24 protein-coding genes are annotated in these 25,343 nt (G+C 69.5%); 9 read left to right on the forward strand and 15 right to left on the reverse strand.

The features are described 5' to 3' along the window. Nucleotides 1-73 precede the first annotated feature (73 nt). From MHN80_RS22395 to MHN80_RS22410, 4 genes are all read right to left on the reverse strand, one after another. A complete protein-coding gene (locus MHN80_RS22395) occupies nucleotides 74-1,303 on the reverse strand; it encodes an MFS transporter (RefSeq protein ID WP_004019986.1) in 1,230 nt (409 codons plus the stop codon). Then, on the reverse strand, nucleotides 1,300-2,373 hold the full coding sequence (locus tag MHN80_RS22400) for a patatin-like phospholipase family protein (RefSeq protein WP_239403715.1): 1,074 nt from the start codon (nucleotides 2,371-2,373) through the stop codon (nucleotides 1,300-1,302). Before MHN80_RS22400 ends, MHN80_RS22395 begins: the two co-directional genes overlap by 4 nt. 70 nt (nucleotides 2,374-2,443) lie before the next feature. After that, nucleotides 2,444-2,893, reverse strand: coding sequence for a redox-sensitive transcriptional activator SoxR (soxR, locus tag MHN80_RS22405; protein ID WP_004019988.1), 450 nt, complete (start codon nucleotides 2,891-2,893; stop codon nucleotides 2,444-2,446). Nucleotides 2,894-2,965: 72 nt separating this feature from the next. Further along, nucleotides 2,966-3,829, reverse strand: a complete 864-nt coding sequence (locus MHN80_RS22410; protein WP_033203817.1) for a universal stress protein — start codon at nucleotides 3,827-3,829, stop codon at nucleotides 2,966-2,968. A 201-nt stretch (nucleotides 3,830-4,030) separates the two neighbouring features. Here MHN80_RS22410 and MHN80_RS22415 point away from each other — a divergent pair, with 201 nt between their 5' ends. After that, a complete protein-coding gene (locus MHN80_RS22415; protein WP_033203819.1) occupies nucleotides 4,031-4,336 on the forward strand; it encodes a hypothetical protein in 306 nt (101 codons plus the stop codon). An 88-nt stretch (nucleotides 4,337-4,424) separates the two neighbouring features. Further along, the gene (locus MHN80_RS22420) at nucleotides 4,425-5,906 is read left to right on the forward strand and encodes a serine/threonine protein kinase (RefSeq protein ID WP_239403716.1); all 1,482 of its coding nucleotides are present in this window, start codon (nucleotides 4,425-4,427) and stop codon (nucleotides 5,904-5,906) included. Between the two features lie 45 nt (nucleotides 5,907-5,951). On the opposite strand, the gene MHN80_RS22425 is transcribed toward MHN80_RS22420, so the two are convergent. Genes MHN80_RS22425 through MHN80_RS22445 form a run of 5 tightly spaced genes read right to left on the reverse strand, consistent with a single transcriptional unit; the run spans nucleotide 5,952 to nucleotide 12,436 of the window. Continuing rightward, nucleotides 5,952-6,764: a protein kinase gene (locus MHN80_RS22425; RefSeq protein WP_239403717.1), complete on the reverse strand. Its 813-nt coding sequence runs from the start codon at nucleotides 6,762-6,764 to the stop codon at nucleotides 5,952-5,954. A gap of 1 nt (nucleotide 6,765) precedes the next feature. Then, on the reverse strand, nucleotides 6,766-8,889 hold the full coding sequence (locus MHN80_RS22430) for a cation:proton antiporter (RefSeq protein ID WP_239403718.1): 2,124 nt from the start codon (nucleotides 8,887-8,889) through the stop codon (nucleotides 6,766-6,768). Nucleotides 8,890-8,902: 13 nt separating this feature from the next. Further along, nucleotides 8,903-10,381, reverse strand: coding sequence for an FHA domain-containing protein (locus MHN80_RS22435; RefSeq protein ID WP_239403719.1), 1,479 nt, complete (start codon nucleotides 10,379-10,381; stop codon nucleotides 8,903-8,905). After that, a complete protein-coding gene (locus tag MHN80_RS22440) occupies nucleotides 10,378-10,827 on the reverse strand; it encodes a hypothetical protein (RefSeq protein WP_004019996.1) in 450 nt (149 codons plus the stop codon). The genes MHN80_RS22435 and MHN80_RS22440 overlap by 4 nt, the downstream gene beginning before the upstream one ends. Nucleotide 10,828: 1 nt before the next feature. After that, nucleotides 10,829-12,436 (reverse strand): hypothetical protein, encoded by a 1,608-nt coding sequence (locus MHN80_RS22445; RefSeq protein WP_275448054.1) that lies wholly within the window; start codon nucleotides 12,434-12,436, stop codon nucleotides 10,829-10,831. A 522-nt stretch (nucleotides 12,437-12,958) separates the two neighbouring features. Here MHN80_RS22445 and MHN80_RS22450 point away from each other — a divergent pair. From MHN80_RS22450 to MHN80_RS22470, 5 genes are all read left to right on the forward strand, one after another. Further along, nucleotides 12,959-13,993, forward strand: coding sequence for a diiron oxygenase (locus MHN80_RS22450; protein ID WP_239403720.1), 1,035 nt, complete (start codon nucleotides 12,959-12,961; stop codon nucleotides 13,991-13,993). Nucleotides 13,994-14,024: 31 nt separating this feature from the next. Then, nucleotides 14,025-15,626, forward strand: coding sequence for a 4Fe-4S binding protein (locus MHN80_RS22455; RefSeq protein WP_239403721.1), 1,602 nt, complete (start codon nucleotides 14,025-14,027; stop codon nucleotides 15,624-15,626). A 6-nt stretch (nucleotides 15,627-15,632) separates the two neighbouring features. Beyond that, nucleotides 15,633-16,115: a hypothetical protein gene (locus MHN80_RS22460; protein WP_239403722.1), complete on the forward strand. Its 483-nt coding sequence runs from the start codon at nucleotides 15,633-15,635 to the stop codon at nucleotides 16,113-16,115. Beyond that, nucleotides 16,112-17,074 (forward strand): DMT family transporter, encoded by a 963-nt coding sequence (locus MHN80_RS22465; protein WP_004020007.1) that lies wholly within the window; start codon nucleotides 16,112-16,114, stop codon nucleotides 17,072-17,074. Before MHN80_RS22460 ends, MHN80_RS22465 begins: the two co-directional genes overlap by 4 nt. A gap of 117 nt (nucleotides 17,075-17,191) precedes the next feature. Then, nucleotides 17,192-18,019: a maleylpyruvate isomerase family mycothiol-dependent enzyme gene (locus MHN80_RS22470; RefSeq protein WP_239403723.1), complete on the forward strand. Its 828-nt coding sequence runs from the start codon at nucleotides 17,192-17,194 to the stop codon at nucleotides 18,017-18,019. Between the two features lie 129 nt (nucleotides 18,020-18,148). Here MHN80_RS22470 and MHN80_RS22475 read toward each other — a convergent pair whose 3' ends face one another. Next, entirely contained in the window at nucleotides 18,149-19,780 is a 1,632-nt protein-coding gene (locus tag MHN80_RS22475) for a DEAD/DEAH box helicase (RefSeq protein ID WP_239403724.1), read from the reverse strand. A gap of 282 nt (nucleotides 19,781-20,062) precedes the next feature. After that, nucleotides 20,063-20,626 (reverse strand): helix-turn-helix domain-containing protein, encoded by a 564-nt coding sequence (locus MHN80_RS22480; RefSeq protein ID WP_239403725.1) that lies wholly within the window; start codon nucleotides 20,624-20,626, stop codon nucleotides 20,063-20,065. A gap of 57 nt (nucleotides 20,627-20,683) precedes the next feature. Here MHN80_RS22480 and MHN80_RS22485 point away from each other — a divergent pair, with 57 nt between their 5' ends. Continuing rightward, nucleotides 20,684-21,460, forward strand: coding sequence for an AzlC family ABC transporter permease (locus MHN80_RS22485; protein WP_239403726.1), 777 nt, complete (start codon nucleotides 20,684-20,686; stop codon nucleotides 21,458-21,460). Continuing rightward, nucleotides 21,457-21,780 carry an AzlD domain-containing protein gene (locus tag MHN80_RS22490; RefSeq protein WP_239403727.1) on the forward strand — a complete coding sequence of 108 codons (324 nt, stop codon included), beginning with the start codon at nucleotides 21,457-21,459 and terminating at the stop codon, nucleotides 21,778-21,780. Before MHN80_RS22485 ends, MHN80_RS22490 begins: the two co-directional genes overlap by 4 nt. A 31-nt stretch (nucleotides 21,781-21,811) precedes the next feature. On the opposite strand, the gene MHN80_RS22495 is transcribed toward MHN80_RS22490, so the two are convergent. From MHN80_RS22495 to MHN80_RS22510, 4 genes are all read right to left on the reverse strand, one after another. Continuing rightward, a complete protein-coding gene (locus MHN80_RS22495; protein ID WP_239403751.1) occupies nucleotides 21,812-23,098 on the reverse strand; it encodes a family 1 glycosylhydrolase in 1,287 nt (428 codons plus the stop codon). Between the two features lie 62 nt (nucleotides 23,099-23,160). Continuing rightward, nucleotides 23,161-24,105 carry a triacylglycerol lipase gene (locus tag MHN80_RS22500; protein ID WP_239403728.1) on the reverse strand — a complete coding sequence of 315 codons (945 nt, stop codon included), beginning with the start codon at nucleotides 24,103-24,105 and terminating at the stop codon, nucleotides 23,161-23,163. A 107-nt stretch (nucleotides 24,106-24,212) separates the two neighbouring features. Further along, a complete protein-coding gene (locus MHN80_RS22505) occupies nucleotides 24,213-24,653 on the reverse strand; it encodes a hypothetical protein (protein WP_101821938.1) in 441 nt (146 codons plus the stop codon). Nucleotides 24,654-24,737: 84 nt separating this feature from the next. Beyond that, nucleotides 24,738-25,163 (reverse strand): DUF5994 family protein, encoded by a 426-nt coding sequence (locus MHN80_RS22510; protein ID WP_239403729.1) that lies wholly within the window; start codon nucleotides 25,161-25,163, stop codon nucleotides 24,738-24,740. Between the last annotated feature and the right edge of the window lie 180 nt (nucleotides 25,164-25,343).

The raw sequence follows: 25,343 nt of genomic DNA on the forward strand, positions 1-25,343 counted from the left end.
CCGCCGAGGCGGGTGATCCGACTGCCCTGCACCGGTCATCGCTCAACCGTAATTCGTCGTCCGCCCGCGCACATCACTCATCGGCACCGCGGGGGTTCGTGTCGGTCGGCGTCATCGTGGGGCCGTCGCCCACGATCGCCGGCGCGGTCTCCCGCGCGAAGATCCACAGGACCAGCGCAACCGCCGCCACCACCCCGGTCAGCACGAACGCCGGGCCGAAGCCGACCCGATCGGCCACGAACCCCACGATCACGGGTCCGGTGACGGCGCCGAGGTCCGACGACATGCCGTAGGCGGCCAACGCCGAACCGCCTTGCTGACGGTTGCCGAGGACGTCGGCGAGGGCCGCCTGATGGGTGGGTGCGAAGAGACCCGAGCCCACTCCGGCGACCACCGACAACGCCAGGGCGACGCCGACGTTCGGCGAGAAGCCGAGCGCGATGGTCGCGACGACGGTGATGACGAGACCGGGCAGCATGATGGGCCGCCGCCCGAACCGGTCCGACAACCGGCCCGCGACCAGGATCGCCAGCACGTTGCCCGCGGCGTAGATCGCCAGCACGATCCCGGCCATTCCCGCTCCGGCACCGAGACTCTCGGTGATGAACAACGGCACCACCGCGACCCGGACGCCCATGGACGCCCAGCCCTGGGTGAAGTTCGAGGCGAGGATCGCCCGATAGGCGCTGTCGCGCAGGGCGGTCCGGAAACCGATCAGCGCGCCGGCCGGGCCGTCGGCCTGATCGGGGGCAATGACCTCCCGCAGCTGGGTGGCCACCACCGTCGACGCGACCAGCAGCGCAACCGCGTACACCACGAACGGGACACGGAGGCCGAAGCCGACGAGTGCCGCCCCGATGAGCGGCCCGGTGATGCTGCCGATGAGGAACCCGGCCGAGAAGAAGCCCGACACCCGCCCGCGAATGTCGCTCGGCGCCATCCGGATCAGCAGCGCCATCGCGGAGATGCTGAACATCGTCGAGCCGATTCCGCCGAGGCCGCGGAAGACGAGCAGCTGCCAGTAGGTCTGGGCGAACGCGCACGCCAGCGTGCTCGCCGCGACGATCAGCAGGCCGGTCAGATAGATGCGCCGCTCGCCGAAGACCGTGACCAGGCGGCCGGTCGCGGGCGCGAACATGAGCCGCATGACGGCGAACGCCGACACGACCGCGGTCGCGGCCGTGAACGACACGTTGAAGGTGCGGGCGAAGGTCGGCAACGCGGGCGCGATGAAGCCGTATCCGAGTGCGATGACGACGTTCGCCGACAGCAGGACCCAGATGCCGCGGGGGATCTGCCTCATGGCAGCTCGGGCAGGTCGTCGAGGGCTCGCGCGGTCAGGGCCCGGCCGAGTTCGATCATCTCGGAGGCCTTGTGGAAGTCGAGCGTGCGAACCGTCCGCCGAGGCACCCTGATCAGGACGTCGGGCGGATAACCGGCGACCTGATAGCGGGTCAGGGCCTCCTGCATGATGTCGAGGGACCGGCTGAGCACTTCCACGCGTCCCATCCGAGCCGGCTCGTCGACGCCGAACCCGGCCTGCTCGGTGGTGGGGACGGAGTCCGGCCCGGCCGCCGCGTCGACCATGTCGGCACCGCCGGTGGCGGTCGCTGCCCCACCCGTCGTCGACCCGTCTGTCGCCGCCCCGCCTGTCGCCGCCCCGCCTGTCGCCGACGGCTCGCCGCGCTCGGTCGGGGGCACCTCGTGGCCGAGCCGGTCCCGGACCGCGCGGATGAACTCGTTGTCGAGGATCGGCGCCACGTTGCGGCGCAGCAGTCCCTTGGCCTTCGGCTCGCGGATGGCGCCCGCCTCCGGACCGCCGTCGGAGCCGATGATGACGCCGATGGTCACGTCACTCGACACCGTCGAGGTGGGCGCCACCGGCAGCGGATCGAGGATGCCGCCGTCGGCGAGCAGCCGGCCACCGTGCTCGTGCGGGCTGATGACCCCCGGGATCGCGATCGACGCGCGCAGGGCGTCGGCGAGGACACCGCGCTGGAACCAGACCGCACGACCGGCGTTCAGGTCGGTGGCGACGGCGGTGAACGGGACGGGGAGATCTTCGATCACGGTGTCGCCGAGGATCTCTCGTACGCGGAGAAGGATGCGCTCGGCGCCGATGACACCCGGCTTGGTCAGTGAGACGTCGAGCAACCGGACGACGTCGAGCTGCGACAGGCCGGAGATCCAGTCGACGTAGTCGTCGAGTTTGCCCGCGCAGTAGAGGCCGCCGACGAGCGCACCCATCGACGAGCCGGCGACGGTGACGATCTCGAATCCGCGTGCCTCGAGTTCGGCGATCACCCCGATGTGCGCGTAACCGCGGGCGCCTCCACTTCCCAGAGCCAGCGCCACGCGCGACGGTCGAGCCATGGGGCAACAGTACCGCCGGCAGTTGTGCGCCCCGAATCGCAAGTGGCCGAACCCGCTGTGGTCGAGCTCGCTACTGATCGGTGAGGAGTCGGCGCGGCCCCGGACCGAGTTTGTTGAGTTCGTCGCCGGGGTTGAGGAGGTGACACTCCCCGAGCGAGAGGCAACCGCAACCCACGCACGAGCCGATCATGTCCCGCATGTTCTCGAGCAGCGCGATGCGGTGATTGATGTCGTCCATCCAGCGTTTCGACGCCGCTTCCCACATCGACTTGGGCGGGGATTCATGGTCGCCGAGTTCGGCGAGCACCTCACCGATCACCGACAGCGGGATACCGGCGACCTGCGACGCGCGTATGAAGGCCACGCGCCGCAGCATCGCCCGGTGATAGCGGCGCTGGTTACCCGAGGTTCGCCGACTGAAGATGAGGCCCTGGTCCTCGTAGAAGCGGACCGCCGACGGGGCGATACCGGCCCGCTGGGCGAGCTCCCCGACCGAGAGCTCCAGCTTCTTCAGCGTCATGCGTCGATGGTAAGCGCCGCCGGTGCGTCGGCCCCGGTCCGCGATCGGGAACGACGCGCCGCGTTCGTCCGGTCAGGCGCGGACCACCATCACCGGACACTCGGCGTGGTGCATCACCTTCTGGCTCGTCGAACCGAGCAGCAGCCCGCGGAAGCCACCCCGCCCACGACTCCCGACCACGAGGAGCGACGCGTCGGCGCCCGCCGCGTCGAGCAGGGCCTTCGCCGGGTCCTCGGGCAGCACGGAGCGTTCGATCGTCACGTCCGGGTAGTCCTGCGCGTATCCGGCCAGCCGCTCGGCCAGCACCTCCACCGCGTCCTGCGTCATCCGCGCCACCTCGTCGGCCCCGATGCCGTAACCATGCAGCGCGTCCGCGTCGAGGGGGGTCCATGTGTGCACCGCCCGAAGTGGAACGTTCCGCAGCGACGCCTGTCGGAAGGCCTCGGCGACCGCGGCGTCACTGACCGGCGAACCGTCGACACCCACGACGACGGGGCCGGCGTCACTGCCCTCGGCGGCCACCACCGCGACCCGGCCGTGCGCGTGGGCGGCGACACTGGTGCTCACCGAACCCAGGAACAGTCCCTTCACGCTGCCGAGACGGCGCGTGCCGACGACGATCATCGCCGCGTCCTTGCCCAGCTCGAGCAGGACCCGGGTCGCGTCGCCGTCGACGATCGAGGTGGCGACCGTCACCCCGGGCGCCACTTCCTTCGCGGCGTCGGCGGCCGCGTGCACGGCGTCGGACGCGTCCTGGCGGATGGCGTCGACGACGTCCTGCGGGATGATGAGGCCGGGGGCGTAGTCACTCGTGCTGGCGTCGTACACACCGACCACTTTGAGATCGAGACCTTCGGCCGCGGCGGCCCGGGCGGCCCATCGCACTGCTCCCGTGGCCGCGTCCGACCCGTCCACGCCGACGAGTATCGCATTCATGTTGTGGCTCATCTCCTCTGATCTCGACAAACCCGGGTGGGGTCCTCGGGTTCGGCCGCGGGCCGTTCGGGTCGCCCCGCGCGGCCCGGTTCGGCCCCGCCCTCCATCCTGCCCCGGCGTCGTGGCCGCGGCAATGAGTACGAAGTCCTGATCGCGGTGGCTTTCTGCACGATTCGCCCGGCGTGTAACCTGGTGGACACCATGACGTCACCGCTTCCGCAGAACGGCACCAACGACTTTCGCGCGATCCTGATCCACGTCGGGATCACCGTCGCCCTCGGACTCGGCCTGCTGTTCCTCGCCCACGCGTCGTCGGATTCGCTGCAGACCGTACTCGTCGTGGCCTCCCCCGTCGTGGTTCTCGTGGGCGCGAGCGCGATGCTGTATCGCACGTACCTGGTCTGGAAGCGCAACGGCCGCTGGCAGGTGTGGCAGGGCGGTGCGTGGTTCCTACTGTTCTTCTTCATCGTGATGCTGTTCAACTCCGCCCCGCTCCTCTTCGAATGATCTGCACGGCGACGACCGACGACTGATCACCCCGGGCGGACATGGTCCGACCGGTAAAGTCAGGACTCACCTGAGGTGAGGGGGCGCCGTGTCCGTCGGTCCGGCTCACGACGAGCCACTCCTGCCCGGCACTCTCGTCGGGCCTCATCGCATCGACCGCCTGCTCCGCAGGCGCCCGCACGGTACGGACTACCTCGCGACCGTCCGCCACGGCGGCGCCGGGGAGCCCCCGACACCGGGTTCGCCTGCCGAGCAGGTTCTGCTCACCGTCGTCGACCGGGGGACCTCGGCCGACCCCGGGTTCGGCGGCTGGCTCCCCGTTGCGCTCGAAAAGGCTTCCACGATGCGGCATCCCGCGATCGCACGCGTCGCCGGTCATGGTTCTGCCGGCGGGCGGTCATGGGTGGCGGTCACACCCGTGCCTGCTTCCGACGCCGCCCTGCTCGTCCGCCGCCGGCCCGACGGCATCGACAACGAACTCGCGGTGCGCATCGTCTCGATCGTGGGCGAGGCGCTCGACGCCGCACACCGCCGAGGACTGGTGCACGGAAACGTCTCCCCCGCCGACATCCTGCTCGCCGAGTCCGCAGACCTGGCCGCCTCCACCGCGGCGACCCCCGGGGTCGTCACGCTCACCGGGTTCGGCCTCACCGCACCGGCGAACGGTGACCAGATGCCGCATCCGGCAGACGATGTCGCTTCCCTGGGTCGAACACTCGTCGAATTGCTCACCGGCACAGACTCGGTCGCACGGCATCGGGTGTCGGGAGCCGTGTCGCCGGCCTTCTACGCCGTGCTGGCGCGCGCACTCGACGCCGGTCCCGATCACCGATACCGCACCTGCGCGGAATTCGTCCGCGCCGCCGAACTCGCCCTACATCTCACGCACACCGGCGGCGAACCTCCGACCGAGGTCATCGTCGCGAACGCGCCCCGCCCGGACCACGTCCCACGCGTGTTCCAGCCCGCAGGTCATCCGGACCGGCCAACCGAGATCAGCACCGACCGGAACCGGACGGTCGCGGCGACGGGGCAGCCGTCCACGACACCGGTGCCGGCGTCGCCACGACGCCGTCGATGGATCGCACCATTTCTCGTCGCGACGCTGGTCGTCGCCGTCGTCGTCGGATCGCTGATGCTCCTCGGTGCGCGCACCACCCGGCCCCCGTGGCCGTCGACCGTCGCCCCGATCGCCGCGGCCTTCCCGCAACTCCTCCCCGACACACCCGAGGGGACCGGCTGGCGCGATGCCGCCTGCGCGGCCGTCTTCCGCGACGGCGTCGACGGCATCTCGTGTACTGACGACGCGAGCGTCGGATTCGTGGTGTGGCGCACGCCGACGCCGGCCGCACGTGCCGCTGTCACGGCCGACCTGAAAGGTTTTCCCGGGGACGAGATCAGCTGGCGGGACGGGCCGGCTTCGACGAGCCGGGACAGTGTGGAGGACGGCTGGGTCGTCACGAATTTCAGCGGTTCACCACACGCGGAGTACACCCTGGTGACGACGTGGCCCGGGCACACCGGCCGCGAGATCCTGGACGACTGGTGGCGAACCGCGCCGCTGGGCTGACCGCCCGGACTGTCGCCCGCCCGGCGGCCGGTGCGAGGTGGTGGGTCAGCGCCCGCGGAGCGCGTCGATCCGGCCGGCGACCTCCGCGGCGGTCGACGGACGGGAACCGGCAAGCGCCAGGCAGTTGGCGATCAGGGTGCGTTCGTCGCGGTCCAGATTCTCCGAGAGCGCCGGCGGGGTCGACAGCGCCGCCCGGATCGCCAGCAGGGGTTGGGCGTCCGGGACCTCCCCGTACACCCCGTCGCCGGTGAGGGCACGGTGCAGACACGCTCCGAGCGACCAGATGTCGGTCGCACGCGAGGGCACGTCACCCGCCAGCAGTGCCGGATCCATGTACTGCACCGCGCCGGGCTGGGCGAAGCTCGTGATGGGTTCGTCGGCGGCGAGGACCCGGGCCAGGCCGAGATCGGAGATCTTGCCACCGGTGTCGGTGACCATGATGCTCGACGGCGTGATGTTGGCGTGCGCGATCCCGGCTTCGTGCAGTGCGTCGACCCCGCGCGCCGCGTCGGCGATGGCGGCCAGCTTCTCGTCTCGGCTGAACTCGCGGGCCGGACTGCCCAGCGAGCCGAGCGGGAAGTACTCCATCGCGTACATGAACTGGCCCTGCAGCACCGCGTCGTAGAGGCCCGCGAGGTAGGGCGACACGACGGCCGCGAATGCCCGCAGTTCGCGCACGCCTCGGCGGTAGGCGTCGTCGCTGCAGACTCCCCCGAAGACCTTCACCACCACGCGGTCGGTGCTCAGACCCAATCGGGCCGGCGGCACGGCGAGGTAGAACGTCCCGTTGCCGCCCATGCCGAGCTTCTCGAGCACCGTGAAATCCGCCAGTTGCTGCGGGATCTCGACTGTCGCCATGTCAGTGCCTCTCCGATGATGAACTGATGTCGGGGCTGGATGTGTCGGGGGCCGCTCGCGACGGCGTGGGTTGCGCCACCGGCGGCGGATAGAGGGCCGCCACGCGGTCGCCCAGCGATTCCTCGCTTGTCCCGGTGTTGTCGACGACGGTGACCGGAACCGGTGTGCCCGGGCCACCCTCGTCCGGTGCGGCGACGGCGAACGACACCGCATCGTCGCGATGCCGCCGCGGATCTTGTACCGACACCGAGACTCCCTGTTCCGCAACAGCGTTGAGATCTGCGAGCCACCGTCGCCGGGACCCGGATGCGACGACGGTCAGCGAGCGCGATCCGAAGAGCGCCAGACCCGCGGCCACCAGCGCAGCGGTCCGGCCGCTGCGACTGTCGGCGGCGAAGCAGGTGACGGTGCTGCGCCCCGGGGCCACCGCCGCATCGGCGGCCTCGTCGATCACGGCGACCGGGGCCGATCGCAGCGACTCCCCCAGGGATCGGTCCACACTGTCCACGACGATGATGTCGGCATGCGCGTTCTCCGACATCGCGTCGAGGTCGGCGGCCGGATCAGCGCTGAACCGGCACAGCACAGAGACCGAACCCGCGCCGGTCAGCGACGAGCCCAGCTCGGTGAGCTTCTCCACGGCCGAGGCGATCGCCGCGAAGTCCGGCACCACTGGGATACCGACCTCGAGTGGACGGGCGGACCGATCCGGAGCAGTGAGCAGACCGGCCAGCACGACGTCGAATCCGGTGGCGCAATCCAGCATTCGCCGGTGCCTCGCCCGCAGGTCCGCGACCGTCCCGACGGGATCGCGGATCAGCACCAGGACCCGGGGTGCGGTGGCGGTGGCCAGCGCACGCCGCTCGGCTGCCGCGATGTCGTTGGCCACCACCCGGTCCGGGTACACCACGCGCAACAACGGCTCGGTCAGGATCGTGGTCACCAGCGCCATCACGACGAGCATGGCGAACAGCTCGTCGCTCAGCACGCCGAGCTCCCGGCCGGCGGCGAGGATCACCAGCTCGGTCAGTCCGCGCGTGTTCATCAACACCGCGATGGCCGCACTCTGCCTGGTGGGTATCGCACTCACCCGCGCGCCGGCATAGGCACCGACGAACTTGCCCGCGATCGCGACGAGCAGGACCAGGAGCAACTGCCCCATCCCCGCGAACCCGATCTCGGTGAGGTCGACGTTGAGTCCGGTCACGACGAAGAACATCGGCAGCAGAAGCAGCACGCTCGCCTGCTCGAGCCGCTCGAGGATCTCCCGGTGCAGCTGCTCGGCCCCCACCTTCGGCATCACCGCGCCGAACACGAAGGCGCCGAAGATCTGGTGGATGCCGATGACGTCGGTCGCCGCCGCCGAGAGGAACAGCCCGATCAGGATGACCGCCAGGATGTCCGGGGTGAGCCGGCCGGCCGTGTCGCGCCACGCGATCAGCTTGGCCAGCAGGGGACGAACCACGCCGAACATCACGGCCGCGTACACGAGCGTGAGCCCGACGATCTTGGCGACCTCGAGCGGACTGCCGCCCTGGATGATCGCGATGATGAAGGCCAGCAGCGTCCACGCCAGGATGTCGTCGATCGCGGCCGCGGCCAGGCTGAACACGCCGGGGACGGTCCGCATCATCCCGCGGTCGGTGAGGATTCGCGCCAGTACCGGGAAGGCGGTGATCGACATCGCGACGCCCATGAACAGCACCATCCCGAGCCGTTCGATCTCCATGCCCCCGACCATGTTGTGCGAGGGGTAGAGCAGCACTCCGAGCCCGGCACCGAGAGCGAACGGCAGGGCGATCGAGAAGGCCGAGATGCTCGCCGCCGCGCGTTCACGCCCCTTGGTCAGCCGCATGTCCAGTTCTAGGCCGACGATGAACATGAACAGCACGAGACCGATCTGCGCCAGCGCGCCCAGCAGCGGCCGGACGTCGTCGGGGAACAGCCACTGGTCGGGATCGCCGGGCAGGAGTCCGAGCAGGCTGGGGCCCAGCGCGATCCCGGCGGCGATCTCGCCGACCACGGCCGGCTGACGGCACGCCCGCGCGATCATCCCGCCCACCCGTGCGGCGGCGATGACGACCGCGACGTCGAGCAGCAGGAAGGCGATCGTGTGTTTCTCCATGACCTCGGTTCCCTCAGATGCGGGCGTGGTGCGACTCGAAGATGAAGTGCCGACCGCCGATTCGTACATGCGATCCGGGCACCAGCACATGGGCACGATGCGGCAGCAGGCGGGTCTCGCGGTTGCCGTTGCTGGGATCGGCGACGAAGGTGCCGTTGGCGGACCCGAGGTCGACCAGTTGCACCGTCCACTCCACCAGCCGGATCTCGACGTGCCGCCGCGACAGCTGACCGGTTTCGTCCTGTACGCGAATCGGTTTGGGCGAACCCGCCGGTCCGCCTCCGGCTGATCCCGGCTCTCGCCCGATGACCAGGTCCTCGTCGAGCAGGAAGGTGAATCCGTTGTCGAGCAGCAACCAGCCCAGCGGCGGCCGCTCCCCCTCGACGAGGAAGGTCGTCAACTGATCCATCCGGATTCCGCAGACTCCGCACAGCCACGACTGCGGGTGGTTCAGATGGCCTCGCGAGCAACGTATCCCGTGGACCATGGCCCGGGAGGCCTCGATCTTGACGACCTCGGTCGCGGGCTTCTGATGCTCTGCCTTGGGCAGGGGCGCGCGCGGTTCGAGAGGCTCGGCGAACGGATTCGACGCGGCTCCGGGTTCGACGGGCGCGCGTCCGCCCGGCGGCATGGCGTCCCGCGGCGCGGGCTCGGACGGAAGCGGCGCGTTCGGCGACAACTGTTCCGCCTCGAACAGGCCGCCCAGCGGAGTCGAGGTGAACGGCAGCGGGTCCGGTGCGGGCGATCCGAGGCTCCCGGCGCCGGGGGCCATCCGTTCGGTGGTGCCCATCGGGTCGGGCTCCGGTTCCGCTTCGGGTGCCGGAGTTCTGGGCATCTCGGGATCCGGCTCGTCGAGCCCTCCCAGCGCCTCGGTCGGCGGCCCCGCATCCGGGTCGGGTCGGGACGGTTCGACCACCCGATCCGGCCGCGGCTGCGCCGCACCGTCGCGCCGCGGCCGCGCCGCTCTGTCGGACACCGCGTGGAACTCGGTGCCGCGCAGACCGAGTGGAGTGTGCAGCAACGCACCCGCGGCGGGCACCGTGCCCTCGACCAGGTCGAATCGCTCCTCGCCGACCTCGGCCGGCTCGGTGCCGGCGAGATACAGCCCGAGACCCTCGTACGGCCACGGCACGGCGCGGTCGTAGGTGTCGCCGGCGGCCGGCTCGACACGCTTGCCGTCGGTCTCGCCGTACACCCGGCCCGAGAGGAAGATCGCGATGCCGGCACTGTCGGGTGCGGCGAAGGCGATGTCGACCGGGTCGGCTGCGGTGGCCACCAGTTGCGCCAGCGCCCGCACCAGGTGCCGTCCGCGTCGGGGTGCCGAATCCGGTACGGAGACCGCCGATTCGATGTCGAGGAGGTCGGTGAGGAAGGACGCGGGCACCGTGTCGTTCAACAGGCACAGGAACGCCGGCGTGCGGATCACGACCCCCTCCCCGCGGATCAGCGTCACGGTCGGTGTGACGCTGGGGATGTCGCCCGGAGTGGTCACAGGAAACGACCTCCCTGGAATCGCCAGTGGGGGAAGACCGCTCGCAGTGGGCCGTTGACCGCCACCCACACGAGCAGCCACGTGGTGACGAACTGGACCGAGAACACGAAGGGAGATGGCCGGAGGGATTCCGGGATGAGTCCCGTGTTGTCGATCACCACCCACACGAGAATGCCCTCGTTGATGGCGGTGAGGAGCCCGAACAGCGTCGGCCAGTCCTTCTCCCACCGGAACTGCTGCAGGAAGTGGTACAGGAATTCCCAGAACACCCCGAGGACGATGACGGTGACGAGCACGGTGAAGGCGACCCGGTAGACGTCGAGGATCGTCGGATCACCCGAGGAGATCAGCCAGAGGAACGGGACCAGCACGATGGTCCACAGACCACCGAGGATGCCGAGCACGAGCACGCGGGTCTGGATTCGCCCCCACAGGGTGGGCAACATGTCAGTCGACTCCCTTGTTGTTCATCCAGCGCCACCACTGAGCGGTCGACCGCCACGGCGTCAGGCGCTTGCAGAAACCCTGGCGCGCCAGGTCGTCGACGATCTCCAGGGCGGCGATCTGCAGGCCGAGGAACGTGTCGACGCCGGGAAAATAGCCCCCGAGTGTGGCGCTGCCGGAGGCGTAGAGCTTGCCGTTCCCGCTCCGCGTGCCCTTCAGCTCGAAGTCACGTTCGACATCCATGCGGCCGACGGGGTTGATGCCGGCACCGGTGTGGTCGAGCAGGTCGCGCAGCAGGCGGTGCTCGCGAACGTCGGCTTCGAGTCCGGTGCAGTCGATCACGTAGTCGGCGTAGATCTCGAAGGTCCCGTCGGGCCGGTGGTCCTGCCGGATCGGTGCGTGCGGGTCGACCCGCACCGTGGTCACCACACCCTGACCACCCGCCGCGGGCACCAGACTCTCCGCCTTGCCGACGGCGACGCGGTACCAGCCCTCGCGCCGCCCACGCGCCAGCTGCTCCTGCCAGTCGTCGCGGACGGGCGTGTTGGTGCCGCCCATCTGCTTGTACGCCTCGGCCCGCTCATGCCCCTCGAGCTTGCGCATCCGGGCCTTGAGCTGTCCGCCCCAGACCGACTTCGGGTAGTTGAACCCCTGATAGGCCCAGCCGTCCTTGCCCTTGCGCCGCATGAAGATGTGCGGCCCGTGCGGTTTGTCGTAGTAGGTGCGGAACAGGTGCACGATCTGCGTCTGGAGTCCGTACGCGTCGCGATCGTCGATGAGTCGCTGGAGAACCCGGGAGGCGACGATCCCGGCGCCGCGGATCACCACGGTGCCGGGCTTGCGCTGCAACGACTGATAGATGTGTTCGTGGGATTCGTAGGCGTTCACGACCTTGCTGGCGTCGCGGTAGGTCTCCCGGAACGCCTGCAGATCGGGCAGCAGTTTGATCCCGGGGTAACCGATCGCGACGTGGACCCATTGGCTGCGGAACGCCACCCGCTTGGTGGGCGAAGATCCTTGCGGCGGTGTGAGAATCGTGAAGTACCCGCCACCGGCGCGGCGCCGGATCATCCGGACCTGGCCGCGGTGCAGGCACTTCAGGTAGCCGATGCGCTCGCACTCCTTCTCCATCGAGGCGAATGCCTGTCCGGCCTTCGGCGTGTAGAAGTTCGCGAAGACGGGTTCCACCAACACATTCCACAGAGGCTTGAACTTCTTGTCCGCCCACGCCTCCCGGACCGCGTACGACGGGAAACCCCAGATGTTGTCCGGGGTCGACGCCGAGTCGGAACGCAGGCGCTCCCCGCGGGGGATCTGCGACACCCGCGTCAGATACTCGTAGCTGTGCCACGGCACATCCTGCGGGCCGAGCACCGCGATCCGATCGAGCGGCACCCCGCTGATCCGCAAGTAGTCGACGGTCACGAACGAGCCGATGCCCGACCCGACCGTCACGAACGGGACGTCGACGACGGGGATGCCCGCTCCCTCGACCATCGCGTCGGTCCAGATGTCGGTGTCGATGAGTTGCGGGGTCAGATCACCGAGGGCACCGCCGGGACCGGCACCGGGCGCACCCCGGTTCGGCGACCGCGGGGCCTGCCGCGGCATCGGACCGGGAGCAGGCGGGGGCGGTGGACCGGGCCGATGGGGACCCGGCGCACCCGGGCGGGGACCGCCCGGATGGGGCATACCCGGCGGGGGCCCGCCCGGCGGGGGGACGACACGCGTCGGACCCTGCGGCGGCTGATTCACGACCGGCTCCGGACCCGGGTCACGACCGCGGGCGCTTCGTGCCGGCGGGCGCAGGTGGAGTGCGTCGGGGCCCGGAAGCGCTGGGACGCGTGAACACGACGGGACATCGCTCCTCCAGGTGAGCAGACACGGGCACGGACGGTGGTAACTCTAACCTGCTGCCATCGCCTCGACCGGGTTATATAACCCGATCGAATTACACCTGTCTCACCAGGTCAGCCCCCGAAGCCGGACATCGGCCGACACGTGCACCAGCCCATTGTGCCGGTATCGAACGTGACATCGAGTGTTGACAAATAAGGCGGCGTCGAAATACGTTCGAGTCATCCGCTGTGGTCTGTTTCACCGACCGAGCCGCCCACCCGAAGGGATGCGACGATGACGAAAGCACTGACCCCGATCGATCGGGAGCACGAGGCCCCCGCCCGCTACGTGCCGCAGCACGACAAGTCCGGCGGCGACCACGACTACGGCCAGGTGCTCGACGACCTGTCCGCGGCCTCGGTCCACCGCAACTTCGATCCCTACGTCGACATCGACTGGGACGCGCCGCACATGGCGATCACCGAGAACGACCCCCGCTGGATCCTGTCCTACGAGGTCGATCCCATCGGGCGTCACCCGTGGTACCAGCAGCTCCCCCAGGAGAAACAGATCGAGATCGGCATGTGGCGCCAGGCCAACGTCGCCAAGGTCGGGCTGCAGTTCGAGTCGATCCTCATCCGCGGCCTGATGCAGTACAGCTTCAAGCTCCCCAACGGCGCGCGCGAATTCCGGTACACCACGCACGAATCCAAGGAGGAGTGCAACCACACCCTGATGTTCCAGGAGTTCATCAACCGCACCGGGGTGGACGTGCCGGGCGCCAAGATCGGCTACCGGCTGATCTCTCCGTTCGTCCCGCTCGTCTCGACCGTCTTCCCCACCCTGTTCTTCTTCGGGGTCCTCGGCGGCGAGGAGCCGATCGACCACATCCAGAAGGACTTCCTGCGCACCCGCGCCAGCCTGCATCCCACGATGGCGGCGGTCATGCAGCTCCATGTCGCGGAAGAGGCGCGCCACATCTCGTTCGCCCATCACCTGATCCGTGAGCAGGTGCCGCAGCGTGGCCGTTTCCAGCGGTTCATCCTGTCCCTCATGCTCCCGTTGACCATGCGCATCCTGTGCGGCGCGATCGTGGTGCCGCCGCGTGGATTCGCCAAGCGTTTCGACGTCCCCGACGAGGTCATGAAGGACATCTTCTGGCGGTCGGCGGAGTCGAAGCGCTTCCTGCGCAACGTCTTCGGCGACGTTCGGATGCTCGGCGAGCAGAGCGGGCTGATGAACCCGGTGTCGCGACTGCTGTGGCGTGCACTCGGCATCAGCGGTCGGCCCTCGCGTTTCCGCAGCGAGCCCACCTACACCGCGGCCTGAGCCGCACCGAACGCAGGTAGATCCCGAGACCATGCCCCACGTCGTCACCCAGGCGTGCTGCGGCGACGCGTCGTGCGTCTATGCATGCCCCGTCAACTGCATCCACCCCACGCCCGAAGAACCCGATTTCGGCATCGCCGAGATGCTGTACATCGATCCCGCGACCTGTGTCGACTGCGGCGCGTGTGTCAGTGCGTGCCCGGTCGGCGCCATCGTCCCGGGTCACCGTCTACCCGCGGGCCAGGAGCGGTTCGTCGAGGTCAACGCGACGCAGTACCACGACCCGGCCGACGGGGCCGCGCGCTTCCCCGTCGATCCGGCCCGTCGGCTGCCACTCGCACCCATCGACCGGCCGCGGCAGCTGGCCGTCGAGCGCTCGATCTCGATCGGCATCGTGGGCTCGGGCCCCTCGGCGATGTATGCCGCTGACGAGTTGCTGCGGCAGCCGCAGGTCTCGGTCACCATGTACGAGCGCCTCGACCGACCGTTCGGGCTGGCACGCTTCGGCGTCGCACCCGATCACCTGCACACCCGCAAGGTGATGGAGCTGTTCGACGACATCGCGCGCAACCCGCGTCTGGAGATCCTGCTGAACACCGAGGTCGGGCGGGATCTCACCTTGGCCGACCTGCGCACCCGGCACCAGGGCGTGATCTGGGCGTGCGGCGCCCCCACCGACCGGCGACTCGCACTGCCCGGATTCGACCTCCCGGGTGTGTCCAGTGCGACCTCCTTCGTGGGCTGGTACAACGGCCACCCCGACTTCACCGACCTCGACGTCGACCTGGACACCGAGCGTGTGGTGGTCGTGGGCAACGGCAACGTCGCCCTCGATGTCGCGCGCATTCTCGTCGCCGACCCGGACACGCTCGCGGCCACCGACATCTCTCGCAGTGCGCTGGCGACCCTGCGGGCCTCGTCGGTGCGCGAAGTCGTCGTGATGGGACGTCGCGGACCCGCGCACGCGGCGTTCACCCTGCCCGAACTCATCGGACTGGTCGATTCGGGTGTCCCGGTCACCGTCGATGCCGCCGATCTCGATGCGCTCCCCGCGCCGGCCGATCTCGACGCCACCGTCCGCGGCAAACTCGAGATCCTGGCCGAATGCGCCGCGCGCCCCGAGCCGACGGGCCGTCGAATCCGGCTGGTCTTCTTCAGCTCTCCGTCCGAGGTGACCGCAGGCCCCCACGGTCGGGCGAGCGCGTTGGTCGTCGGCCGCAACCGGCCCGTCATCGACGACGCCGGGTCCGCGGTGGGCATCGAACCCACCGGCGAGACCACCACTCTCGAGACCGGGTTGGTCCTCACCTCGGTCGGTTACCGCGGCGTGCCGGTACCCGGCCTGCCGTTCGACGACGCCGCGGGGGTCATCCCCCACCTCGACGGCCGCGTTCTCGACGGGACCGAACCCGTGTCGGGCATGTACGTGACGGGGTGGATCAAGCGAGGGCCGTCGGGCTTCATCGGCACCAACAAGACCGACTCCGCGCAGACCGTCGCGTCGTTGCTCGACGACCTCGAGGCGAGGGCGCCGGAGGTCTCGGTGCCGCGTCGGCGTCGGCTACTCGGCCGACGTCTGGGTGTCGCGCAGTCCGTCGCCGGCCTCGACGGCGGGGCCACTGCACTAGATTGAGCAGCCATGGGGCCCGCGTATCAGCGCACCACCGTGCGTGCCGATCTGTCCGACCTTTCCGCCGACGTCGCCGCGACGCTGCGCGACCACGCCGAGTCGAAGCAGCTCACGGTCACCGATGATCTGCCGGCGTGGACCACCCGGAGCATCAACCCGCCGTCGACGACGTTCCTCGGCAAGGTCTTCGGACGACGCAGCAACCCGGTCGACCCCGACTCCGAGCACCAGACGCTGATCGTGCTGCACCCGACCCACCTGATCGTCATCGTGTCCGGGGCCAAGCGCGGGGTCGCGGCGTTGTCGTGTCCGCTGGCCGTCGCGTCGATGTCGTCGACCCCGTATGTTCCCGAGTCGGACGGATTCTCGGTGACCGGGTTCGCCGGTGACGAGGGTCGCCCGGGCAGCTTCTACCTCGGGACCGGCGAGCCGGCCGGGCCGGAGTGCCGCGAAGCCGTTCGCACGGCGATCGTCGCCGCGAAGAATCCGTGAGCTCCGCGGACCGCACTCCCGCCCTCCCCCGACCTGCCCTCGGCATCACGCTGGCCCTCATCTCCTCGGCCTGCTTCGGCATCTCCGGCGTACTCGCCCGGGCCATGATCGAGGCGGGGTGGTCGGCCGGCGCGACGGTCACGGTGCGCATCGCGCTCGGCGGACTGGTGCTGGCCGTGCCCGGCCTGCTCGCCTTCCGCGATCGCCGACGGCCCGTCCCGGACCGGCCCGGCCGCCGGTCCTGGCCCGTGCTCGTCAGCTACGGCCTGCTCGCCGTGGCAGGCTGTCAGCTCGCCTACTTCTACGCGGTGACCTACCTGCAGGTCGGGGTCGCGCTGCTCATCGAGTACACCGCGCCGGTCGCGGTGCTGGTGTGGATGTGGCTCCGCCACGGTCAGCGTCCGGGACGGGTCACGGTCCTCGGCGCGGCCCTCGCGATCGCCGGACTGGCACTCGTGCTCGACCTGACGGGCGACGTGCCGATCAGTGCGGTCGGGGTGCTGTGGGCGCTGGCCGCGATGGTCGGGGCCGCCGCCTACTTCGTGATCTCGGCCGACGACCGCACGGGCTGGCCGCCGTTGAGCCTCGCCGCCGGCGGCCTGCTCATCGGTGCGCTGGCCCTCGTCGGCGCCGGACTGACCGGACTCCTGCCGATGACCATGACCACCGTTCCGGTCCGGGTCGGTGCACTCGAGGTGGCCTGGTGGGTGCCGCTGGTCCTGCTCGGTGTGGTCTCGGCCGCCATGGCCTACGGCTTCGGCATCGCGGGCGGGCGGCTCCTCGGCGCGCGCGTGATGTCTTTCGTCGCGCTGTCCGAGGTCCTGTTCGCGGTGGTCTTCGCCTGGCTGGTTCTCGACGAACTGCCGGCACCGATCCAACTCGCCGGCGGCCTGCTCATCGTGCTCGGCGTCGTGTGCGTCCGTCTCGGCGAAGCCGCCCCAGCAGCGTCACACGATTGAGAATCACCGTGCGCGTTTGTGAATAATGTTGCGCACGTTGCACATCTGTCCCCAGGTTCGGCGTGTTGGGACTGAATGTGTCGCACGTCGCAACGCGCCGGGGTACTGTCGTGCCCCATGTGGGGGGAGGAACCACGCGCGACGGGGATGTTCTCGAGGTTTGACTACATCGACGCCGCGCTCACGACCGGGGATCGGTTCACCGATCTCGTGCTCGGGGTCGACGACCCCGACACCCGGCTCCCGGACGTCCCCGGCTGGACGCTGACCGACTGCCTGGGTCATGTCGCGTCGGCACCGTCGCGCTTTCTCGGGCTGGCCCGCGGCGAGGGCGAATGGTGTTGTTCGGCGGTCGACGTCCCCGACTTCAACGCCAAGCAGATCGCCAACCTGCCCACCCGAGACGAGCGACTGCTGTGCCGTCGGCTGGCCGACGACCTGCGCGAACTCGTCGACGAGGTGTCGCACTTCCACGCCCAGGTCCCCAAGATGCACTTCGACGGCGACCGCCTCATCCGCGCGGACGCCGCACTGGGTCTGCTGATCGGTGAGTTCGTCGTGCACGCCCACGACATCGCCCGGGCCGTCGGCGCCCGCTGGTGGGTCGAGCCCGAGGTGGTGTCGATGATCATCCGCGCCCGCCAGCACATCCTGCCGAGCTGGGTCGATCCGGTGAACGCCGCCGGCCATTCCGGCACCTACGACATCCGATTGCGCGGGTGCGGCGAACGCCATGTCTACGAGTTCACCGACGGCGAGCTCGTGATCGACCCGCCGGAACCCCGCCGCCCCGACGTACACATCAGCGTCGACCCGGCCACCGCCCTGCTGGCCGGCTACGGCCGGGTGTCGCCGGGATGGATCGGCCTCACCGGCAAGGCGATCGCCTGGGGCGCCCGCCCGTGGCTCGCACCGCGGCTGGCCCAGCGATTCCTGCCTGCCTGATCCGACAGGGCCGCACGACCACTGGTCATGCGGTGCGCGGAGCAAAAGGGACGAGCCTCGAAGGGCGGCAGTGCCACCCCTCGAGGCTCGTGCATCGTTCTTCGGTTGTCGTGCGCGGCCGGCGCGTCGTCAGCGACCGGTCGGCGAACCGGCGGGGCGGCTCACCCGACGACCCTGCCCGCGGCTGCCCGCGCGCTGCTGATCGCCGGCCCGCGAGTGTCCCGCGCCTCGAGCCTGACCGCCTGTGCGACCCTCGGCCGAGCGCGAACCGCCGGACCGTGAGTCACTCCGGGCCGGACGTCCGCGGCCCTCGCCGCGGGTGCCGCGCGCGTCACCGCCGGCGGCGTTCCGGCCACCGCCGGTGCCGGCGCTCCGGTTCTCGCCTCGAGCACTGCCGTTACCGCCCTGGCCTCGGCCACGACCGCCGCGGCGACTCCCCTGTGACCGGCCACCCTGAGCGCGGCCGCCCTGAGCGCGGCCGCCCTGAGCACCGCCGCCACGCGCGGCCTCGGCTGCGGCGCGCGCGGCTGCGGACACGCGGGGCGCGCGCTCGCCGACGAGCTCGTCGACGGCCGCCGACGAGGCGTCGACGGAGACGGGGGTGACGTTGATCTTCGCCTTGCGCAGCAGCTGCGCGACCTCACGACGCTGCTCGTGCAGGCACACCGTCACCACGTCGCCGGCCGACCCGGCCCGGGCGGTGCGGCCCGAGCGGTGCAGGTACGCCTTGTGCTCGGCCGGCGGGTCGACGTGAACGACGAGCTCGATGCCGTCGACGTGCACGCCGCGGGCGGCGACGTCGGTGGCGACGAGGACGCGGACGTCTCCCTCACCGAATGCGGCGAGGTTGCGGTCGCGCTGCGCCTGGCTGAGGTTGCCGTGCAGGTCGACGGCGGGGATCCCGGCCTCGGTCAGCTTCTTGGCGAGCTTCTTGGCCTGATGCTTGGTGCGCATGAACAGGATGCGGCGCCCGGTGCCGGAGGCGAGTTCGGCGACGAGATCCTGCTTGTTCGCCGAGGAGACCTCGAAGACGTGGTGGGTCATCGCGGCGACCGGCGACTCCGCCGAGTCCACCGAATGCAGCACCGGGTTGTCGAGGAAGCGCTTGGCGAGCTTGTCGACGCCGTTGTCCAACGTCGCCGAGAACAGCATCCGCTGTCCGTCGGCGGGGGTCGCGGCCAGGATCTTGGTCACGACGGGGAGGAAGCCGAGGTCGGCCATGTGGTCGGCCTCGTCGATCACGGTGATCTCGACCTCGTCGAGGCGGACGATGCCTTGGCGCATCAGGTCCTCGAGACGACCGGGGCAGGCGACGACGATGTCGACGCCGCGGCGGAACGCCTGCTCCTGGCGGGTCTGCTTGACCCCGCCGAAGACGGTGGTGACGGTGAGTCCCACGGACGCGGCGAGCGGCTCGACGACCGCGGCGATCTGGGTCGCCAGCTCGCGGGTGGGCGCCAGGATCAGGCCGGTGGGTGCTCCCACGTAGCGCTTGACCTGCATCTCGGCCAGGCCGGCGACGAGCGGGATGGAGAAGGCGAGGGTCTTGCCCGATCCGGTCTTGCCGCGGCCCAGGACGTCTTTGCCGTCGAGGGTGTCGGGCAGGGTGTCCTGCTGGATCGGGAAGGCGTCGGTCTTGCCCTGCGAGGCCAGGACCTTGACGAGTTCGGTTGGAACACCGAGGGATTCGAACGACACACCGGGAGCAGACGCAGCGGCGTCGGCAGGGGTGGTCGTCGGGGTTTCGAGTACAGCAGTCATGTGGTGTGCAGGTGTCTTCCTGTGCTTGGCACGCGAACAGCACGACTGACGTGCAAGGCGGTGCCGGTGGCGAACACGCGGGTGCGCGAGCTCGTTCGCCGTATGAAGTCAATGGCAGGTGGCCGACCTGTGTCGGAATCTCCAGACCTGCGAGAGAGGCGTTCTACGACGCTAGACGCGGCCGGTACGGGCGCATCACTGTCAGCAACAGTACGCGTCGGTCATCGATACCGCGAATCGCTGTGATGCACGTCGCGTTTCGCCGGAACCCGTGCCACCGTCTCAGAACGCCTCGCTGAGCATCACCGCAACGGTACCCGGCTCCAGTGCGTCGAAGACGTGCTCGACGTCGCCGGGATACGAGATGTAATCACCCGCCGCGAGGATTTCGGCGGAGTCCGTGGGACCGAGACGCGCACGGCCGCAACTGATCACGACATGCTCGATGATCCCGCGCGCATGCGGCGCCGAGATTCTCGGCTTGCCGGGTTCGGCCCTGATGACATACATGTCGCGCCGCGACCCCGGCGAGGCGGTGGACAGCAGGGTGGCCGAATAGTCCGCGTCCGCGGCCGGGATGACCGGCCCCTCGCCGAAACGGATGACCTCGACCGTCGGCGTCGGCGAATCCAGCAGCGCCGAGAACTGCACGCCCAAGGCCGTCGAGAGGGCCCAGAGGGTCTCCACGCTCGGATTCCCCTCCCCCGATTCGAGCTGGGACAGGGTCGACTTCCCGATTCCGGCTCGGCGCGCGAGTTCGGTCAGGGACAGACCGGCCCGCGTTCGTTCCCGTTTCAGCGACGCCGCGACGAGCTCTTTCGGGTTCACCGACCGCGCATCGTTCATCAAACCGTCCGATCGTCCATCTTGACGAACACCCCCCTCTTGTTCACTATGATAGTCATGCGTTCGGCTTGGAGAACACTCGACACGGCGACCCTGCGCGCCGTCGTGGTGATGTCTCTGTCGGTGCTCGTCATCGGGGCGTCGTACGGCGTGGCCGCGCACACCGCGGGTCTCGCGCTGTGGCAGATCGTCCTGATCGCCACGGTGGTGCTCGCCGGCTCGTCGGAATTCGTCTTCGTCGGCATCCTCGCCGCCGGCGGGCTCCCGATCCTGGCTGCACTGGCGGGCCTGTTGGTGAACACCCGCAACTTCGGATACGGCCTCGCCGTCGGGAAACACCTGCGCAGCACTCCCGAGATCCTGTTCGGCGCACACCTCATCAATGACGAGACAGCAGCCCTGGCGACGGCCGAGTCCGACCCACGTCGCGCACGCGCCGCATTCCTGTTGTGCGGTCTGGGTGTTCTCGTCTCATGGCCCGTCGGGGCCGCCCTGGGGGCCGCCCTCGGCGGCGTGGTCGCCGACCCCGCGAGCCTCGGGCTCGACGCCGCGTTCCCCGCCCTGCTCGCCGCATTGGCCATCCCGGCCCTTCGCGACGGCGCCACCTGGGCGGCCGTGACCATCGGCGCAGCGGTCGCCGTGGCGTCGACACCGTTTCTGCCGGCCGGGTTGCCGATCATCGGTGCGCTCGGGGGGTTTGCCGCGCTGGAGACGGCCCGGCGGTTCCGTGCGGCACCGCCGCGTACACCGGATCGGTCCGACTCCGACGCCGCCGACGAGGACGTCACGACACGTGACATCTTCGGGCACAACACCATTCGGAGCGGGCAGTGAACACCGGGGCCTCCCTCGCGATCGGCGTCGCACTCCTCGCCGTCGGCACCTACGCGATGCGCGCCGCCGGACCTGTCCTGCGGAACCGGATCTCGGTGTCGGAGGCGACCGAGAAGCTGATGGACCGGGCGGCCGTCGTCCTGCTCGTCGCCGTGGCGCTGACGGGCGCGTTCTTCATCGACCACGACTTCGCCGGATGGGCGCGGCCCGCTGGTGTGGCGGTCGGCGTGATCGCGGCGCTGCTCAAGGCGCCCCTCGCCGTCGTGGTCATCCTCGCCGCCGCCACCGCCGCGGGATTACGAGCACTCGGCGTCGCCTGACGTCATCGTCGCGCAACGTCACCGCACAGCGTCACCGGACCACGGCCGGAGTCGTACAGCTGTCCGGCACGGCGACCAGCGAGCACGCCACCGGCATCCGCGTCGGACGATAGTCGCGGCGAACTCCGTGGTCACGGGTGATCTGACGATAGGCGGCGACCGCATCGGTCGGGTGACGGGCCAGACTCGGGTCATGCTGCGCGTCAACGGTGTACAGACCGAAACGCGAGTCGAAGTCACCCCACTCGTAGTTGTCGGTGAGGCTCCAGTAGTTGTACGACGCCACGTCGATGCCGTCCTGACGGGCTCGCTGCAGCCAGTACACGGTGTCGCGTAGGTGGTCGGCCCGCCGGTAACCGTCCGGCCGCCGGCCTCGGGGGTCGGTGGCCAGACCGTTCTCGATCACCCGGATCTGCTTTCCCGGGAACTGTTGCGCGACATGACGGAGCACGTAGTAGATGCTCTCCGGTGCCTGCGAACTCTTCCAGAACTCACCCGACGCGCCGTTGGCGACGGAAGCGTCGGTGACCGAGAAGGAGTAGTAGTGGTCGACGCCCACGAAATCGAGTGTGTTGCGCATGCGTTGCGGGAACACCGATTCGAGCCATGTCTGGACACCGGCGATCGGGTAGTACGCCATGTTCGACGACACCTGCGCCCCGGGTTGGGCGCGGTGGATGTGGCGGTAGATCGCCCGGTGCGCCGTCACGATCCCGTCGGCCATGAGCCCCACGTTCTGCGGTGCCACTCCCCCGTACATCACCTCGCGCCGAACGTATTCGGTGGGTTCGTTGAAGGTGATCCACAGCGGGTCGGCCCACGCATACCGATCGACCACGCGCTCGGCGAAGCGTACGAGGTCGGCCGACATCTGCGGACGATTCCAGCCGCCGAGGTCGACCGCCCAGCCCGGATGCACCCAATGGTTGAGGGTGATCATGGGCCGCATCCCGGCGTCCACGACCGCGCGGATCACCCGATCGTAGAACGCCCACCCGGCCGGATCGTCCCGACCGCGCGACGGTTCCACCCGCGACCATTCGACCGACGTTCGGTAGATACCCACTCCGAGGCTCTCGGCGCGGGCGATGTCCTCGGCGTAGCGATGGTAGAAGTCGACCGCGTTGCCGACACGGTGGGCAACCCGGCCCTGATCGCCGTATCGCACCCAGTTCGAGTCGCGGTTGTACCCTTCGGACTGGAAACCGGATTGGGCGACGCCGAACTCGAAGGCGGGACCGAGCGACGGAACATTCGCCGACGCCGTCCCGACACCACCGAGAGCGCAGATCCCGACCAGGATCGCGGCCGTCGCAATGGCCACGGCACGACCTCGACTCCGCCTGAAACCCCCGCCTATGAAACGTCTTCCGAGCGCGTTCAGAACGGGCTCCCCGTGATCGGTGCGGCGCGGTCACACGGAACCGGTCGCGGGTTCTCCGGATCGAGCGCATTCAGCACGAAGAACGCCGCACGCCGCGAACCCGCGATCCCGGCATGCTCGGTGTAGTCGACCGAGCACCCGTCCTGCACGACGATGTTTCGTACGTTCGAACCGCCCGGCGGCAATCCGAGGGTGTAGGGCACGACGAGTTCGTCATACCGCGTGGCGATGTTGGTGTACCGGACCGACGGCAGGTAGAAGCCGCCGGCGGCGATCTTGCGCAGCACCGGCGCCCCGGGGTCGAGCTGGGCGCAGGCCTGACAGAACGGCACCTGCTCGGGCCGTAGTCCGAGAGACCGGACGATCGGCATGATCACGTCGTTCCCACCGACCCCGGAGCCCCGCCACGCCGGGGCCAGCGACACGTACTTGTCGATGGCGTCTCGTCCGCCGAGATACTTCGCGTAGTACGCGGGCACCACCGACCCCTGCGAGTGGCCCACGATGTCGACCTTGGACGCGCCGGTCGTCCGGCGGACCTTGTCCACGAACTCACCGAACTGTGCGGCGCTGGTCGACATCTCGCCCATGCCGCCGATTGCGCTGATCGGCCACGGCGCCCCCGTCACGGCGCCGTAGGTCGGCGCGAACACGCAATAACCCTCGTTCTTCAGCAGCGGGACGTAGGTACCCCAGTTGGTCTGCTGCGACCCGCCTGTGCCATGGACCAGGATGACCGGATTGGGATGGCGCGCAGACGGTTTGCAGTTCCAGTCATTCGAACCGGGAAGTGAGCCGCCCGGATCGGCCAGTTCGTTCGGGATGCCGCCCAGGAAGTTGTAGGCGACCGGCAGGGTGTCGGCACGGGCGGGTGCCACGGTCATCACCAGCACACCGATCACGGCGACGATCAGGCCCCACAGGGTCTTCGGCGATCTCATGGACGAAACCTAACAAACCGTCTCAGGCCGGAACGTGGGTTTCACAGGACCCACTGTGAAAACCAGATCGCCGCGCGGCCCGCCTCCGCCGCCGGGCGAGACCGCCATCAGTCCGAGCCGGGTTCCTCGTCGCGGTGCCGGATGTCACGGACCGTGGCGACCGCCGAGGCGAACACCAGCACGAAGCCGAGCACGAGCAGGGTCACGGCGGCATAGTGCATGATCTGCTCGTAGTGCCCGACGTCGAATTGTTCGGCAGCGATGCGCAGGCCGACCACCACGAGCCAGGCCAGGAACGCCATGGTGAGGGCCCTCCGCTGGAAGACCGCACTTCGACGCCGGTGCTCGTACTCGCCGAGTTCGTCGATGGCGTCGAGGACGATCCCGCTCATCCGCGCGTGTGCCGGGGAATCATGCGGCAGCTTGGTCAGGATGTCGACCTTCTGCGAGAGCTTCTGGTGGCGGTCGTTGGCGTCGAGCCGCGCGATGACCGCACCGATCACCGCGACGAGCAACGTCCCGGCGAACGTGAGCATCGCGGCGGTCATGGGCGAAAACCTACACCGCAGGGCTTGGCCACGACCCTGGAAGCGACCGTGTCAGCGGGAGTGACGGTCTGGGTGCCGAGGCGGTCAGCGCGTCTCGCGGGTGGCCGCGAGGCCGGCACGCGCCAGGATGCGCTCGGCACGACGGAATTCCAGCGAATGGCACCGGCCGTCCCCGAGGACGCTGCCACTCGCTTGTCGCAGCAGGATCGCCGCGAGTGAGGACGCCGTCCGCGGCGGGATGACCAGCAGGGTCACCGACCGTCCGGACGCGGTGAGTGTCATCAGAGGAGGCTTCTCCGGCGAGTCCGGCGAGTCCAGACCGGGAAGACGACGAAAGCTGCTCCAGTTCACGTCGATGCCGCTGACATCGCCGACCGACGACCGCGCCGTCGTGAGCATCCCGGGGAGTTCGTCGGCGAGTTGGACCGTGTACGGATACCAGGCACCGGCGACAACCGCGGCCGGGTCGACGCCGAATCGCACCCGGGCGGGGCCGAGCAGCGGCTTCATCCGTCGAGCCGGTTGTTCGGGGAGACCCGTGGGCTGACTCCCACGGGACGAGTAACGACCTTCACCGTTGCCACCTGACTCGACCACCCGTGGGCGGTCATCTGACACCGGTGACGCCGACAGTGGTCTGTCGGATGTTCGATCCAGTTGGTCGCAGTGTACGCCCGGTTCTCATCGCGC

It is taken from the genome of Gordonia sp. McavH-238-E, assembly GCF_022348225.1.
Taxonomy (GTDB): domain Bacteria; phylum Actinomycetota; class Actinomycetes; order Mycobacteriales; family Mycobacteriaceae; genus Gordonia; species Gordonia terrae.

Excerpts from the sequence above, each read along its gene's own strand:
- MHN80_RS22395 (WP_004019986.1), bottom strand. The coding sequence starts at position 1,303 with ATGAGGCAGATCCCCCGCGGCATCTGGGTCCTGCTGTCGGCGAACGTC.
- MHN80_RS22400 (WP_239403715.1), bottom strand. The coding sequence starts at position 2,373 with ATGGCTCGACCGTCGCGCGTGGCGCTGGCTCTGGGAAGTGGAGGCGCC.
- soxR (WP_004019988.1), bottom strand. The coding sequence starts at position 2,893 with ATGACGCTGAAGAAGCTGGAGCTCTCGGTCGGGGAGCTCGCCCAGCGG.
- MHN80_RS22410 (WP_033203817.1), bottom strand. The coding sequence starts at position 3,829 with ATGAATGCGATACTCGTCGGCGTGGACGGGTCGGACGCGGCCACGGGA.
- MHN80_RS22415 (WP_033203819.1), top strand. The coding sequence starts at position 4,031 with ATGACGTCACCGCTTCCGCAGAACGGCACCAACGACTTTCGCGCGATC.
- MHN80_RS22425 (WP_239403717.1), bottom strand. The coding sequence starts at position 6,764 with ATGGCGACAGTCGAGATCCCGCAGCAACTGGCGGATTTCACGGTGCTC.
- MHN80_RS22430 (WP_239403718.1), bottom strand. The coding sequence starts at position 8,889 with ATGGAGAAACACACGATCGCCTTCCTGCTGCTCGACGTCGCGGTCGTC.
- MHN80_RS22440 (WP_004019996.1), bottom strand. The coding sequence starts at position 10,827 with ATGTTGCCCACCCTGTGGGGGCGAATCCAGACCCGCGTGCTCGTGCTC.
- MHN80_RS22445 (WP_275448054.1), bottom strand. The coding sequence starts at position 12,436 with ATGCCGCGGCAGGCCCCGCGGTCGCCGAACCGGGGTGCGCCCGGTGCC.
- MHN80_RS22450 (WP_239403720.1), top strand. The coding sequence starts at position 12,959 with ATGACGAAAGCACTGACCCCGATCGATCGGGAGCACGAGGCCCCCGCC.
- MHN80_RS22455 (WP_239403721.1), top strand. The coding sequence starts at position 14,025 with ATGCCCCACGTCGTCACCCAGGCGTGCTGCGGCGACGCGTCGTGCGTC.
- MHN80_RS22460 (WP_239403722.1), top strand. The coding sequence starts at position 15,633 with ATGGGGCCCGCGTATCAGCGCACCACCGTGCGTGCCGATCTGTCCGAC.
- MHN80_RS22470 (WP_239403723.1), top strand. The coding sequence starts at position 17,192 with ATGTGGGGGGAGGAACCACGCGCGACGGGGATGTTCTCGAGGTTTGAC.
- MHN80_RS22475 (WP_239403724.1), bottom strand. The coding sequence starts at position 19,780 with ATGACTGCTGTACTCGAAACCCCGACGACCACCCCTGCCGACGCCGCT.
- MHN80_RS22480 (WP_239403725.1), bottom strand. The coding sequence starts at position 20,626 with ATGAACGATGCGCGGTCGGTGAACCCGAAAGAGCTCGTCGCGGCGTCG.
- MHN80_RS22485 (WP_239403726.1), top strand. The coding sequence starts at position 20,684 with ATGCGTTCGGCTTGGAGAACACTCGACACGGCGACCCTGCGCGCCGTC.
- MHN80_RS22500 (WP_239403728.1), bottom strand. The coding sequence starts at position 24,105 with ATGAGATCGCCGAAGACCCTGTGGGGCCTGATCGTCGCCGTGATCGGT.
- MHN80_RS22505 (WP_101821938.1), bottom strand. The coding sequence starts at position 24,653 with ATGACCGCCGCGATGCTCACGTTCGCCGGGACGTTGCTCGTCGCGGTG.
- MHN80_RS22510 (WP_239403729.1), bottom strand. The coding sequence starts at position 25,163 with ATGAAGCCGCTGCTCGGCCCCGCCCGGGTGCGATTCGGCGTCGACCCG.